This is a genomic window from Anaeromassilibacillus sp. Marseille-P3371, assembly GCF_900169665.1.
Taxonomy (GTDB): domain Bacteria; phylum Bacillota; class Clostridia; order Oscillospirales; family Acutalibacteraceae; genus Anaeromassilibacillus.
In genome coordinates this window covers 1,302,664-1,316,424 of the sequence record NZ_LT835157.1, presented here as the reverse complement: position 1 = coordinate 1,316,424, position 13,761 = coordinate 1,302,664, and the positions used below count along the sequence as shown (strand labels likewise).

Annotated in this window: 13 protein-coding genes; 1 reads left to right on the top strand and 12 read right to left on the bottom strand. The window is 48.9% G+C overall.

Annotation, left to right across the window (positions count from 1 at the left end; genetic code table 11):
• Positions 1-3: 3 nt before the first annotated feature.
• The 12 genes from B9Y59_RS04620 to B9Y59_RS04565 all read right to left on the bottom strand — a co-directional run bounded on the left by B9Y59_RS04620 (position 4) and on the right by B9Y59_RS04565 (position 12,183).
• Positions 4-1,182 carry a phosphoribosylaminoimidazolecarboxamide formyltransferase gene (locus tag B9Y59_RS04620; protein ID WP_085532049.1) on the bottom strand — a complete coding sequence of 393 codons (1,179 nt, stop codon included), beginning with the start codon at positions 1,180-1,182 and terminating at the stop codon, positions 4-6.
• Positions 1,183-1,194: 12 nt separating this feature from the next.
• Positions 1,195-1,905: an IMP cyclohydrolase gene (locus B9Y59_RS04615; protein ID WP_054324117.1), complete on the bottom strand. Its 711-nt coding sequence runs from the start codon at positions 1,903-1,905 to the stop codon at positions 1,195-1,197.
• 19 nt (positions 1,906-1,924) lie between these two features.
• On the bottom strand, positions 1,925-2,551 hold the full coding sequence (purN, locus tag B9Y59_RS04610) for a phosphoribosylglycinamide formyltransferase (RefSeq protein WP_054324118.1): 627 nt from the start codon (positions 2,549-2,551) through the stop codon (positions 1,925-1,927).
• Complete coding sequence (gene purM / locus B9Y59_RS04605) at positions 2,545-3,585, bottom strand: phosphoribosylformylglycinamidine cyclo-ligase (RefSeq protein ID WP_054324119.1); 1,041 nt, start codon at positions 3,583-3,585, stop codon at positions 2,545-2,547. The genes purN and purM overlap by 7 nt, the downstream gene beginning before the upstream one ends.
• Positions 3,586-3,621: 36 nt before the next feature.
• A complete protein-coding gene (gene purE / locus B9Y59_RS04600) occupies positions 3,622-4,125 on the bottom strand; it encodes a 5-(carboxyamino)imidazole ribonucleotide mutase (RefSeq protein ID WP_054324120.1) in 504 nt (167 codons plus the stop codon).
• A 371-nt stretch (positions 4,126-4,496) separates the two neighbouring features.
• Positions 4,497-5,399, bottom strand: coding sequence for an SPFH domain-containing protein (locus tag B9Y59_RS04595; RefSeq protein WP_054324121.1), 903 nt, complete (start codon positions 5,397-5,399; stop codon positions 4,497-4,499).
• Positions 5,400-5,433: 34 nt separating this feature from the next.
• A complete protein-coding gene (locus B9Y59_RS04590; RefSeq protein WP_242967244.1) occupies positions 5,434-5,886 on the bottom strand; it encodes an NfeD family protein in 453 nt (150 codons plus the stop codon).
• Between the two features lie 295 nt (positions 5,887-6,181).
• Positions 6,182-7,810 (bottom strand): chaperonin GroEL, encoded by a 1,629-nt coding sequence (gene groL / locus B9Y59_RS04585; protein WP_085532047.1) that lies wholly within the window; start codon positions 7,808-7,810, stop codon positions 6,182-6,184.
• A 44-nt stretch (positions 7,811-7,854) separates the two neighbouring features.
• Positions 7,855-8,139 (bottom strand): co-chaperone GroES, encoded by a 285-nt coding sequence (locus B9Y59_RS04580; protein WP_054324123.1) that lies wholly within the window; start codon positions 8,137-8,139, stop codon positions 7,855-7,857.
• A gap of 390 nt (positions 8,140-8,529) precedes the next feature.
• Positions 8,530-9,666: a THUMP domain-containing class I SAM-dependent RNA methyltransferase gene (locus tag B9Y59_RS04575; protein WP_085532045.1), complete on the bottom strand. Its 1,137-nt coding sequence runs from the start codon at positions 9,664-9,666 to the stop codon at positions 8,530-8,532.
• Between the two features lie 232 nt (positions 9,667-9,898).
• Positions 9,899-11,719, bottom strand: coding sequence for an ATP-dependent zinc metalloprotease FtsH (ftsH, locus tag B9Y59_RS04570; RefSeq protein ID WP_085532043.1), 1,821 nt, complete (start codon positions 11,717-11,719; stop codon positions 9,899-9,901).
• Positions 11,716-12,183 (bottom strand): MarR family winged helix-turn-helix transcriptional regulator, encoded by a 468-nt coding sequence (locus B9Y59_RS04565; protein WP_085532041.1) that lies wholly within the window; start codon positions 12,181-12,183, stop codon positions 11,716-11,718. Before B9Y59_RS04565 ends, ftsH begins: the two co-directional genes overlap by 4 nt.
• Positions 12,184-12,341: 158 nt before the next feature.
• On the opposite strand from B9Y59_RS04565, the gene B9Y59_RS04560 reads away from it, so the two are divergent.
• Positions 12,342-13,586 carry an AraC family transcriptional regulator gene (locus tag B9Y59_RS04560; protein WP_158088951.1) on the top strand — a complete coding sequence of 415 codons (1,245 nt, stop codon included), beginning with the start codon at positions 12,342-12,344 and terminating at the stop codon, positions 13,584-13,586.
• Positions 13,587-13,761 lie beyond the last annotated feature (175 nt).

The following is a 13,761-nucleotide window of genomic DNA, read 5'->3' as shown; positions in this document are numbered from 1 at the left end:
GCATCAATGGTGGAACAAACGCAGTCCGGTGAAGGCCATCGCAATGCCATACTTATTACAGGTTTCAATCACATGATCGTCACGGATCGAACCGCCCGGCTCTGCAATATACTGTACGCCCGTCTTATGAGCACGCTCAATGTTATCTCCAAACGGGAAAAACGCATCGGAACCCAGAGAAACGCCAGTCAATGTATCCAGCCAAGCACGTTTTTCTTCACAGGTCAATGGCTCGGGCTTCTCCTCAAAAAGATTCTCCCAAACTCCATCTGCCAATACATCCATATACTCATCCGAAATATAGACATCGATGGTATTGTCGCGGTCAGGACGCCGGATTCCTTCTTTAAATTTCAATCCGAGCACCTTCGGATGCTGGCGCAGGAACCAGATGTCCGCCTTGTTGCCAGCTAAGCGCGTACAATGGATACGGGACTGCTGACCGGCACCCACACCGATCACTTGACCTCCCTTTGCATAGCAAACCGAGTTGGACTGTGTATACTTAAGCGCAATCAGGGAAATCAACAGGTCCCGCTTTGCATCCTCTGGGATTTCTTTGTTGTCCGTTACCACATTGGCGAGCATCGATTCGTCGATCTTCACTTCATTGCGTCCCTGCTCAAAAGTTACGCCATATACATCCTTGCACTCCACTGGGGCAGGCTTGTAGTCCGGATCGATTTTGACGACATTATAGCTACCTTTACGCTTTGCCTTGAGGATTTCCAGCGCCTCTTCGGTGTAACCGGGCGCAATAATGCCGTCGGACACTTCACGGGCCAACAATGTTGCCGTCTCTTTGTCACAAACATCGGAAAGTGCCGCCCAATCGCCATAAGAGGACATGCGGTCCGCTCCTCGGGCGCGTGCATAAGCGCTAGCGACCGGAGAGAGCTCCAAATCGTCCACAAAATAGATCTTTTTTTCCACATCGCTCAGCGGCAGCCCCACCGCCGCGCCAGCAGGACTGACATGCTTAAAAGAAGCTGCGGCGGGAAGCCCCGTCGCCTCTTTTAACTCTTTAACCAATTGCCAACTGTTGAACGCATCCAAAAAGTTGATATAACCGGGCTTCCCGTTCAGAACTTCAATTGGCAACACGCCGCCATCCTTCATAAAAATGCGGGAAGGCTTTTGATTTGGATTACATCCATATTTCAACAAGAGTTCGCTTGCCATTTTATACTCCCCCTATTCCTGATTTTTGTTTACGATTCGGGTTTCTGTCTCCCCTGACTCTAAGTCAATATACCGGGTAAACAGGGATACCTTATTGTCCTCATTGAGCGCGTTCCACACCAACGCCGTAAAGGCGTCGATGTCCCCATCCAACTTCACCTGAGTCGGTTCTCCTTCAAACGACGGAAGCGGATTGCCATCTCCCTCATAAGTATGGATGAAATGGCCCTCGCCAGCACGCGGGGCATCGTAATCAAAGAAATAACGCCGGGTCGAGGATTCATCTCCATCCGCGCTCTTTAATATGGAGAGCTTGTAGCAGTTGTTTTCCAACTCCACCACACCGGAAATACGCGGGGTAAAATTGGGGCCGTCCGGTTCAAATGTGCGCGTGCGAAGCGCGTCCTCGAAGCTCTTGCCCTTCTGCAAAAAATCATAAATCGTATCCGTCTGGTCGCCGTTGGTCACAACGGTCGTTTTGTCCAAAACGCGAACGGGGGAATAAATGATGAGGGATGGGTCTACCATCTTACTCTCGTCAAAAGCCTTGGTTTTGATCCCTGCGCCATCTGTGACGAATACACGGTTTCGGCTGTTCTCGCTACGACCCATGATGAAATAAGCAATCACCGCGTTCTTCCCATCTGCACTGCGGCCCAGAACAATGCCGCGCCCCGGATAAGAATTGGAGGACAATTCCTCCGCCAGATTCTTCGTTACCATATCGATTCCGCCCTTTCCCTTACTCCATAATGCTGGCCTTACCATTCTCTACTGCAATCTTTCCTGCACAGAACAGTTCCACCGCTCGCGGCAAAAGTTTCCACTCCGCCTGTTCCATAATCCGGCGCTGCAAGGTTTCCGGTGTGTCATCCGGAAATACATCCACTGCTTTCTGTAGAATAATCGGCCCTCCATCACAAACTTCATTTACAAAGTGGACCGTCGCGCCGCTTACTTTGACCCCTTTTTCTAAGGCCGCCTCATGGACATGCAATCCATAATAACCCGGCCCACAAAAAGACGGGATCAAAGCTGGATGTACATTGATGATCTTATTCTCATATTGCCGGATGACTTCTTCGCTGATAATGGTCATAAAGCCAGCCAGCACCACCAGCTCAATCTGGAATTCTTTCAACAATGCAAGCAAAGCCGCATCGTAATCCGCCTGCTGTGCAAACTCCTTGCGCAGCAAAACACGTGTCGGGATTCCAGCCTTCTGGGCGCGCTCCAAAGCAAAAGCATCCGCCCTGCTGGAAATCACCAATGAAATGGTACCGTTTTGAATTTGCCCCGCGGTCTGTGCATCGATTAACGCCTGTAGATTGGTGCCGCCTCCAGAAACCAGAACGGCAATATTTAACATAGGATGACGCCCTCCTCGCCAGGAACGACTTCACCCATGACGAACGCATTGGTATCCGCCTCTTTAAGGGCTGACAGCGCTATATCCACCTGCTCCTTTGCCACAGCTATACACATTCCCACACCCATATTAAAGGTATTGTACATTTCGCGGGTGGGGATGTCGCCCTTCTTCTGCATCAGGTCGAAGATCGGAAGCTTCGGAATGGAAGCAATTTCCACCTTGGCAGTCAATCCGCTCTTCAACATGCGTGGAATATTTTCAAAGAATCCACCGCCTGTGATATGAGAAATCGCCTTTACTTCACAGCGGTCCAACAGGGCAAGCACAGGCTTTACATAAAGCTTTGTCGGAGTCAGCAGCGTCTCCCCAAGGGTCGCGCCCAATTCTGGAACATAGAGTTTTATATTTTCCTCGTCAATCGCAAAGAGCTTACGAACCAATGAAAATCCATTGGAATGGACACCGGACGAAGGAAGGCCAATTAAAACGTCGCCCGCCTTCAAATTTGAGCCATCAATGATCTTTTCACGGTCTACCATTCCCACGCAGAAACCTGCCAGATCGTACTCGTCCACTGGATAAAAGCCCGGCATCTCCGCTGTCTCGCCGCCAATCAGCGCGCAGCCGGATTGGACACAGCCTTCTGCTACGCCAGCGACAATCTCAGCCACTTTTTCTGGCACGTTTTTTCCCACGGCTACATAATCCAAGAAAAACAACGGTTTCGCGCCGCAGCAAACAACGTCATTGGCGCACATGGCAACACAGTCAATTCCTACGGTGTCGTGTTTGTCCATCAGGAAAGCGATTTTTAACTTTGTTCCCACACCGTCCGTGCCACTCACAAGCACTGGTTCTTTCATCCCTCCGAGATCTGGCTGGAAGAGACCGCCAAAACCGCCAATTCCAGAAACTACCCCTGGGATTTCAGTGCGCGCCACATGGCTTTTCATCAATTCGACTGCCTTATAGCCAGCAGTCACATCCACGCCCGCCTCTTTATAACGATCACTATAGCTGTTATTGTTCATACGTTTCTCCTCTCCGGCAGAGCCGGTCACACAAAATTATAATTCCGCTACCTTTTCCTGAATCGCAGCATCCTTCTTTGCAACGCCATCCGCCATCTGCTGCTTCATCTCTAGGAGTTTTGCTGCCAACGTTTCATCCGAAAGTGCCAGCATCTGTGCTGCCAAAATCGCTGCATTGTCGGCGCCGTCGATGGCAACGGTTGCCACCGGAATCCCACTCGGCATCTGTACGGTTGCCAATAGAGCGTCTAAACCATCCAAGGTGGAAGACTTAATCGGAATACCAATCACTGGAAGGGTGGTATGAGCTGCCAATACACCGCCCAGATGTGCCGCTTTGCCGGCTGCCGCAATGATGACACCGAAGCCATTCTTCACAGCATTCTGTGCAAAGTCCGCCGCCGCATGGGGCGTTCTGTGTGCGGACATCACGTGCACCTCCACCGGAATTGCAAGCGCTTTCAGCCGTTTAATCGCCGCAGACACCGTTGGAAAGTCGCTGTCACTGCCCATAATCACTGCCACTTTTTTGACTGCCATACTTTTACACGCTCCTGTTTCTTAGTAGTCAGAAAATTTTCGTTTCGAAGCGGACATAAAAACAAGGCTGCGACGGCAAAACGACGCAGCCTAAATTTTTATATAGAAAGGGATAAGGATACACCCATCCCGTCAACCATTCCCATGAATGCCCCTTTACGAACGAAAATCCTCTTCATTGCCATTCCTCCGCTGCTTTCTGCCTCCGGCTTTTCCGGACGCCACGGCCGGCACGGCAAATTTCTACCTCTATTTTAGGATATTTTTCGTACAAAAGCAAGCGATTTCCAGGGAATTCGTGTTTTCGTCCAGTTCGGACGACGTTTCCTTCTTTTTATCCTGTATTTTGTATATTCTAACACAGGAGCGGATTATTTTGCGAGCTTCGAGTCATCCGATACGAATTCTTTGAAAGACGTTGCTAATCCTGCAAGAGATTGCAAATTGGACGGGATAATAATCTTGGTTGCTTTGCCGTCCGCAGCCTTTTCGAATGCCTCCAAACTCTTGATCGCAATGACCCCTTCTCCGGGATTGGCCTCATTCAGCATTTTAATACTGTCCGCAAGAGCCCTCTGCACAGAAAGGATAGCCTCTGCCTCGCCTTGCGCCTCCCGGATTTTAGCCTCTTTCAGTGCATCTGCATGCAGAATTGCAGATTCCTTTTCGCCTTCTGCAATCAAAATTGCACTGCGTTTTTGTCCCTCTGCATCCAAAATGCGGGCGCGGCGTTCACGCTCTGCCTTCATTTGCTTCTCCATGGAATCTTGAATTTCTGCCGGAGGCAAGATATTCTTCAGCTCCACACGGTTGACCTTGATCCCCCATGCATCGGTCGCCTCATCCAGAATCTGACGGATTTTTGTGTTAATCACATCGCGAGAGGTCAACGTATGATCGAGTTCCAAATCGCCAATGATGTTACGCAGTGTAGTCGCGCTCAAATTCTCAATTGCAGAAATTGGGCTTTCTACGCCGTAGGCATAGAGCTTCGGATCTGTGATCTGGAAATAGACCACTGTATCGATCTGCATGGTAACGTTATCCTTTGTGATAACCGGCTGGGGTGGAAAATCGATCACCTGTTCCTTTAAGGAGACCTTCTTTGCAATTTTATCCAAAAATGGAATTTTGACATGAAGCCCGGTTTCCCACGTTACATGATAAGCGCCCAACCGTTCCATAACGTATGCGTGGGCCTGTGGAACAATTTTGATGTTGGCGATAACAATTACGACCAACAACAAGACAAGGATAATAATGACATATGGCATAAACAATTCTCCTTTATTCTTCTCAACTCAGTTGTTATTCGGCCTCAGGACGCCGGTGTTCCGGCTCTACAATCAGTTTAACCCCTTCAATCGCTTTGATTACGACGTTTTCTCCTTCGAGAAGTATGGAGCCGTCCAAAGAGCGCGCTGTCCAGACACTGCCGAGCACAGTCACCTGACCTACACCTTCTGTGTTGTCAATTTGCGCGGTTACGATACCAGTTTTCCCTATGTATCGACCCGCATTGGTGTCCACCTTTTGAAAGTGCATCACCTTTTTGACCATGGGGCGGCTTATCACGAGCGCCAAAGCTGTCACGCCGGCAAAAATAGCTGTTTGAATCCAAAATGGCGCTCCACACAGATCGGCGATCAACGCCCCAATGCCGCCGGCTACCATCCAAATAGAAACCAATTGAACGGTACAAGCTTCTACAACGACAGCGATGACGATGACCACCAGCCAGAAAATAGAACTCATTCCCATTGTCGCACCTCCTTTCTGGTGATGTGCCTATCTTATCATACCCCGTCGAATTCCTCAAACCGCGGAAAAAGACAGAGAAGGCGGATTTCGGCGTCTTTAGAAAAGCTACTCATTTCTCCTAAGCAGGACGTTCTGAGGGGAATCCAGGCTTCCGCAATCGCGAAAAAAGGCGCTTTTCATAGATTGCTTACAAATTTGTAATTATTATTCGGTAAAAACTGGAAAAAACGCAAAAAAGAACTTGGATTCCGATTTTTGGAATCCAAGTCCTTTGAAACATCCACGGTATTTACAATTAATACATTCCACCCATGCCCGGATCTGCCGGTGCTGCCGGCGGAACCGGCTCTTTCTTGTCTGCCACCAGGCTCTCGGTGGTGAGGACGGTCTGTGCAACAGAAGCTGCGTTCTGCAAGGCAGAACGGGTAACCTTGGTCGGATCGACAATACCAAAGGAAATCATGTCGCCATATTCGCCGCTCAGAGCATTGTAGCCATAGCCAACCTTTGCTTCCTTCTTGAGGTTCTCCACAATCACGGAACCCTCTACGCCCGCATTTGCTGCAATTTGGCGGACCGGCTCTTCCAATGCCTTCAAAACAATCTGCACGCCGGTCTTTGCATCACCCTCTGCGCTCTCCAACAGTTTCGTCACCGCCGGGATGGTGTCAATCAATGCAACACCGCCGCCCGCTACGATGCCCTCTTCGACAGCTGCTTTTGTTGCTGCCAGAGCATCTTCGATGCGGAGTTTCTTTTCCTTCATTTCGATCTCGGTTGCAGCGCCAACGCGAATGACTGCTACGCCACCGGCCAGCTTTGCCAGGCGCTCCTGCAACTTCTCACGGTCGAAGTCGGACGTGGTGGTCTCAATCTGGCTGCGGATCTGATGCACTCTCGCCTTGATGTCGTCCGGATTGCCCGCGCCATCGACAATGATCGTGTTCTCCTTGTCAACCTTTACCTGGCGTGCACGGCCCAGCTGGCTCATGGTGGTATCCTTCAATTCCAAACCCAGCTCGGAAGAAATCACCTGGCCGCCGGTCAATACGGCAATATCCTGCAACATCTCCTTGCGGCGATCACCAAAGCCCGGGGCCTTGACAGCAACACAATTGAAGGTGCCGCGCAGCTTATTCAGGATCAGCGTAGTGAGCGCCTCGCCCTCAACGTCCTCTGCGACGATCAGCAACTTCTTACCACCCTGTACAATCTGTTCGAGCAGCGGCAGAACTTCCTGAATATTGGAGATCTTTTTATCGGTAATCAGGATGTAAGCATCATCCAGAACCGCTTCCATCTTGTCGGTATCCGTTGCCATATAGGGGCTGATGTAACCACGATCGAACATCATGCCTTCTACAACATCGCAGTCGGTGACCGCTGTCTTGCTCTCTTCAACGGTGATTACACCGTCGGAGGTAACCTTCTCCATTGCATCTGCAATCAGCTTACCGACTTCTTCATTCGAAGCGGAAACCGTTGCAACACGGGCAATATCGTCAGAGCAGGTGACCTTATTCGAATGCTCACGCAGAGCGCCTACAGCAGCGTCCACTGCATCCTGTACGCCTTTGCGCAGAACCATCGGGTTCGCACCAGCCGCGACATTTTTCATTCCCTCACGGATCAACGCCTGTGCCAGCAAGGTTGCCGTCGTTGTGCCGTCACCAGCAACGTCGTTTGTCTTAGTCGCAACTTCCTTCACCAGCTGTGCGCCCATGTTCTCGAACGGGTCGTCGAGTTCGATTTCTTTTGCGATGGTCACGCCATCGTTTGTGATGAGCGGAGCACCAAACTTCTTATCCAACACAACGTTGCGGCCCTTCGGTCCCAATGTAATCTTAACCGTATCTGCGAGCTGGTTGATACCGCTCAGCAGAGCTTTTCTTGCTTCTTCGCCATAGATGATCTGCTTTGCCATAATCCATTCCTCCAAATATGATGATATGAATGTTCGAATATAACTTATTCAACCACTGCAAGGATGTCGCTCTGGCGAACGATGGTGTATTCCTCGCCGTCCATCTTGACCGCTGTGCCAGCGTACTGACTGGTAATTACGCGATCTCCCACCTTGACATTCATGACAACTTCCTTGCCATCTACCATACCGCCGGGGCCCACTGCGATGACATCCGCGACCTGCGGCTTTTCCTTTGCAGAACCTGCCAGGATAATCCCGCTCTTTGTGGTCTCTTCTGCTTCTTCCATCTTAATCAGAACTCTGTCTGCCAACGGTTTGATTGTCATTTAAATTTCCTCCTTCAGAAATATATCATACAAAATCAATGCGTACCCTTTCAAACTGCTCGGTATTCTGATCGCGCCGCTTGAAACGATATGATCTTAGCACTCCTTATCTTTGAGTGCTAAGACTATTTTAGCCACTTGCTGCTGAAAAATCAAGGGGTTTTTCCCGAAAAAATGCAATTTCATAAATTATTTACAATTCGTCCAGAAATATGCAAAAAAGGGCCGGATTTCCAGGAGAGCTTGATGAACTGCACATGCAATTCCGGCCATTATGTCTTGGCACTGGCGAATAAGTTGCTTTGTACCAATCCGCGCTCCCTTTTGGTCCGGTCCTTTTTGTCTCTTTACACGGTATACCCCGTCTTTTCACCATAGCGAACGAATTCCCTATTTGCTAAATCCCATTTTATAGTACTGATAAAACTGGCATTTAATCATACCGTTGTATAATTTTCTGCGCCGGTCTGCCTTTCTACCATAACATTCTTCAAAGGTCTCATCGGGGCTTATGATATTGTAACTCCACTTTTTCTTTGGGGTAAATACCTTCCCCATTATCCGATAGAATTCTTCTGCCGCCCGGATGTCCAACAAGCGTTCCCCGTAGGGTGGATTACAGATCACATCGCCGCGTTCTCCCAAAGGCTGGAAAGAGGCCACATCCCGCTTTTCCGCATGAACGCAAGAAATCACACCTGCCTTTCGTGCATTCTCTAAGGTTAGATGAACCGCAGCCCCATCAATATCATACCCATATGCGCTAAAATCCGCATCCCGGCGCACCAAGTCCTGCGCGCGTGCACGCTCCTGTTTCCAAACCGCAGATGGAATATTCCTCCAACGCTCCGCTGTGAATGTACGTTGCAAACCCGGAGCAATATTTTTTGCATAGAGCGCGGCTTCTATCAGAATTGTCCCTGAACCGCAGAATGGATCGATGACGATACCGTCACGACGCACGCGGGCAAGGTACGCCATCGCCGCCGCCAACGTTTCCTTGATCGGCGCTTCCGTGGCGTTCGCCCGGTATCCGCGTTTGTGAAGTCCCGCTCCCGAAGTATCCAGCATCACACTGACATGGTCCTTCATAATCAAAAACTGAATCTGATGTAATGCGCCGGTCTCTTCAAACCAATTTAAATGGTACTTTCCCTTTAGTCTCTCCACCACCGCCTTTTTGACAATGGATTGACAATCCGGAACGCTGGCCAACTTTGAATTGAGCGAGCGGCCCTTGACTGGAAACGCATCATCCTTTTCGAGCCATTGTTCCCATGGCAATGCTTTGACCCCTTGAAAGAGTTCTTCAAAGCTGCGCGCTTCAAAATTTCCCAGCTCGACCAAAACACGTTCCCCATATCGCGAGCCAAGATTTGTGCGTACAAGTGTCGCTGCATCACCGGTAAAAAAGACACGGCCATTTTGCGGCTCCACATTTTGTACCTCCATTGCACGCAATTCGTCCCCTACCAAGCCCTCAACGCCGAGTAGACATGGGATCACCATTTTCCACTGTTCTGCCATAGATACGCTCCTATTTCCCGGGAAGTACCCGTTTTTTTGACTACTTACATTTTTACTCTACAAGAATAGACCTCGCCTGTTTGGCAATGATCACACCTTTTTCCGCCACAAAAACCATTCCACATATCAGCCGAGTTTGATTATAACACAGGCCCCTGATAAAAGCAAAATGGAATCAACACGACTGACGGCCGAACAATCCCCAAAGGAATCGCTCGGCCGTCCTGTTCGGTTATTTTTTTAGGATCTCCATAAATTCGTCGCCCGTAATCGTTTCCTTTTCCAATAGATAATGTGCCAATGCATGGAGCTTCTCTGTGTGTTCTTTCAAAATAGCAATCGCTTTTTCATGGGCAGAGCGAATCAACTCTAAGACCTCCTGGTCGATCTTTGCGGCAGTTTCTGGCGAACAGGTCAAAGAGGCGTCCCCCCCTAAATATTGATTGCTTACGGTTTCAAGTGCCATCATATCAAAAGTCTTGCTCATACCAAGCCGGGTCACCATGGAACGAGCAAGCTTTGTGGCCTGCTCAATATCATTGGACGCCCCGGAGGTATAGGAACCAAAGATCAACTCCTCCGCCGCGCGGCCTCCCGTCAACGTAGCAATCTTATTAAACGCCTCTTCACGGGACATCAGAACCCTTTCTCCCTCTTCCACCTGCATGGTGTAGCCCAGGGCTCCCGAAGTTCGAGGGATGATTGTGATCTTATGCACAGGGGCTGAATCGCTTTGCATGGCGGCGACCAACGCATGTCCAATTTCATGGTAAGCGACAATCTCTTTTTCTCTCGGGGAAATCACTGCACCTTTACGTTGATAACCGGCAATCACAACCTCTACACTCTCTTCCAGATCCGCTTGTGTCACACTGAAATGGCCGCAACGTACTGCACGCAGGGCCGCCTCATTGATGATATTGGCTAACTCTGCACCAGAAGCTCCCGCTGTTGCACGGGCAATTGCATTGTAGTCGATGTCCGGCGCTACCTTGATCTTTTTGGAATGGACTTTTAGAATTGCTTCTCGTCCAGCCAAATCGGGCAGTTCCACTGGAATCCGGCGGTCAAAACGCCCCGGACGCAGGAGTGCACTATCCAGAGAGTCGGGCCGGTTGGTGGCTGCCAAGATCACAACGCCTTTCTTTCCATCGAAACCGTCCATCTCTGTCAACAACTGATTTAAGGTTTGTTCTCGTTCATCATTTCCACCTATGCCACCGCTCTCGCGTTTCTTTCCAATGGTATCGATTTCATCGATGAACACAATACAGGGCGCTTTTTCCTGGGCCTGTTTAAATAAGTCTCTCACTTTTGCTGCACCCATTCCGACAAACATCTCCACAAACTCTGAGCCGGAAATCGAAAAAAACGGCACATTTGCCTCTCCTGCCACCGCCTGTGCCAAAAGGGTTTTACCGGTTCCGGGAGGGCCCACTAGCAAAGCGCCCTTTGGCAAAGCTGCGCCAATATCGGCATACTTAGAGGGATTGTGTAGAAAATCTACGATTTCGGAAAGCGCTTCCTTTGCTTCATCCTGTCCAGCCACATCGGCAAAGGTTTTGCCGGTCTTGGCCTCTACATATATTTTTGCATTGCTCTTTCCGAAAGTCATGGCATTCGGACCGCCCAGTTTCTTCTGCATGTATCGCGTAAGAAGCTGTCCCAAAATAACAAACATGAGGATCGGGAATACCCAGGAAAGGATAAAGGTCAGCAGTGGAGATTCCTCCTTTGGAATCTCTTTGCCATATTGCACGCCAGCTTCCTGCAACCGTTTGCTTAAGGTGTCTCCATCCTCCATCTTTCCTGTGACAAAAACAGCTTCTTTGCCTTTTTCATCCTGGCCGATAAAGGCAATCTTGTCTTCCTGGTCCTCCACTTGCGTGATTTTTCCATCATCCAACTGGGACAGAAATGCATCATAAGTGACCTCTGTGACACGTGTCCCAAAGAGGCTCGGAAAAACCAATGCATTCAAGAGGAGAAGCACCACCACTACAATCACATAATAGTATACAAGTGGCTTCTTAGGTGATTTTTGTTCCTTCATTCTACATTTCCTTTCTGATGACTCGCCAACATCTCATGCAGCAATGCGTTGATTTCCTGCAAATCAGAAGCGATCACTTCCATTCGCTCTTTTCCAAGCCTCTGTAGGCAGGAAGCATATCGTTCTTCTGCTAGCCGGTCAATTTCCAGAGCCGCGTCCTGTCCTTTTTCAGATAGGGCAACCTTTACCACGCGTTCGTCCTTTATATCACGAAATCGGATGAGGAATCCTTCCTGTTCCAAACGCTTACACATAGAGGACATATTCCCGCTGGTCACTCCCAGCGCACGTCCAAGGCTGCCGATTGTTTGCGACTCCGGCTCGGCCCAGAGTTCCAGCAAAATACGAAGTTGCATATGTGTTAACCCATAATGGGCGCTGATCGGGCGAAACAATTCGTCCATACCATCGGAAATCTGTCGCGTCAGATCCCATACCATATTTTTAAACGCAATGATCTCCATGCTGCACCTCCGTTGGCAATAATTTGTTCAAATAGTTTTCATTTATATATAATATATTCTATATAGTATATTCACTATAGACTTTTGCAGCACAAAATATGTTACCAGTTTTTGAACTTTTCTTGACGCTTTTGAAAAAGCGGGAAATGGAGATCGACATGAAATTTCATAATGACTGGGAGCGAATCTGCGAATTCTGCAAATTACTTTATGAAGTATCGCAAATCCCCATTCTTATTCTCGACGAGTGCGGTTCCTCGCGCTTCTTCTGTCCTTCTTTACCGGAATTTCAAGGAATTGGCCTTTCCCAATCCATCGCAGAAAATTTGATTGCCCATGCCAAGCAGTGCCCCGTCCTACAAACGTATCATTCCATTTTATCGTATGCTTGTATTTCTTTTTTCCGGGACAACCGCCCTTATTATCTCATTTTAGGGCCAGCGCTTTTGGGAGAAATCTCCCAGAGTAAGATCAGCAGTGTTGCCCCACTGTATACCTGTCAGGACACACACCGGCTCTACAATGCGGCAAAGCAACTGCCCATTCACAATACCGTACAGTTTATTCGGTACACGCAGATGTTGCATCTAACGATACTCGGAGAGGGAATCGGCCTCTCCGATTTTTTCATTGCTCAACAAGAACAACTTCCGCAAGAAGCCATCGACCGCGCGCTGGAATCCAGCTATTTTTCCCAGAAAGAGCTGACGAATATGCCGGTCTCTTTTGAACATGAGCAGATGTTTACAGAATGTGTTAAGACTGGGAATACCGCCGAATTGAAGCGATTGTTGGACTCTTACATTTCGGGGACCGCCGGAACACTTTCCTCCAATCCACTGCGGCAAAGCAAGGATACCTGCATCGCCATTGCCGCTGTTATCGCTCGCGCTGCAATCGCCGGCGGGATGAGTGCAGAATCCGCCTGTCGCCTCAGCGATGTCTATGTACAGCAAGTGGAATCTTGTACGGAGGTCAAAGACGTTTATATGTTGTGTGCACGCTTAGTATTTGATCTGACCGAACGAGTGGCCAATCTACAAAAGCAGAATACTTATTCCGAACCGGTTACACAGTGCATTCAACATATCACAGATCACCTACATGAAGATCTCTCCCTATCGATTCTTGCCGAACAGGTTCAGCTGAGTCCTCGATACCTATCCCACCTCTTTAAACAGGAAACAGGTTCTACGATAACCTCCTATATCCAACAGGCACGCGTACGTGAAGCACAAAATCTGCTTCTGTTGTCCGATCAGAGCTTTTTGGAGATCAGCAATTTTTTGCACTTTGTATCCCAAAGCTATTTCATCCAGATCTTTAAGCGCTATACAGGTATGACTCCGCAGCAGTATCGCAAGCGCGGCCAGCGGTTGTCCAAAGCAAACCGCCTCGGTTAACCTTCCCAATTTGTATGTTTGTTTCAAACTTTCTTTTCAATTTCAGATGGAATATTTTATATATTATGTATTTTTATTATATACAAGTCTGATTTTTATCCAGTATCATTGGCATTGCCCAACGGAATACAGGTTAACGTTCTTTTCCTATGAAGGCAGAACCATCCTAAAACAT

What these genes read in the sequence shown, in the direction of transcription:
- B9Y59_RS04620 (WP_085532049.1), bottom strand. Translation starts at nt 1,182, where the DNA reads ATGGCAAGCGAACTCTTGTTGAAATATGGATGTAATCCAAATCAAAAG.
- B9Y59_RS04615 (WP_054324117.1), bottom strand. Translation starts at nt 1,905, where the DNA reads ATGGTAACGAAGAATCTGGCGGAGGAATTGTCCTCCAATTCTTATCCG.
- purN (WP_054324118.1), bottom strand. Translation starts at nt 2,551, where the DNA reads ATGTTAAATATTGCCGTTCTGGTTTCTGGAGGCGGCACCAATCTACAG.
- purM (WP_054324119.1), bottom strand. Translation starts at nt 3,585, where the DNA reads ATGAACAATAACAGCTATAGTGATCGTTATAAAGAGGCGGGCGTGGAT.
- purE (WP_054324120.1), bottom strand. Translation starts at nt 4,125, where the DNA reads ATGGCAGTCAAAAAAGTGGCAGTGATTATGGGCAGTGACAGCGACTTT.
- B9Y59_RS04595 (WP_054324121.1), bottom strand. Translation starts at nt 5,399, where the DNA reads ATGCCATATGTCATTATTATCCTTGTCTTGTTGTTGGTCGTAATTGTT.
- B9Y59_RS04590 (WP_242967244.1), bottom strand. Translation starts at nt 5,886, where the DNA reads ATGGGAATGAGTTCTATTTTCTGGCTGGTGGTCATCGTCATCGCTGTC.
- groL (WP_085532047.1), bottom strand. Translation starts at nt 7,810, where the DNA reads ATGGCAAAGCAGATCATCTATGGCGAAGAAGCAAGAAAAGCTCTGCTG.
- B9Y59_RS04580 (WP_054324123.1), bottom strand. Translation starts at nt 8,139, where the DNA reads ATGACAATCAAACCGTTGGCAGACAGAGTTCTGATTAAGATGGAAGAA.
- B9Y59_RS04575 (WP_085532045.1), bottom strand. Translation starts at nt 9,666, where the DNA reads ATGGCAGAACAGTGGAAAATGGTGATCCCATGTCTACTCGGCGTTGAG.
- ftsH (WP_085532043.1), bottom strand. Translation starts at nt 11,719, where the DNA reads ATGAAGGAACAAAAATCACCTAAGAAGCCACTTGTATACTATTATGTG.
- B9Y59_RS04565 (WP_085532041.1), bottom strand. Translation starts at nt 12,183, where the DNA reads ATGGAGATCATTGCGTTTAAAAATATGGTATGGGATCTGACGCGACAG.
- B9Y59_RS04560 (WP_158088951.1), top strand. Translation starts at nt 12,342, where the DNA reads ATGAAATTTCATAATGACTGGGAGCGAATCTGCGAATTCTGCAAATTA.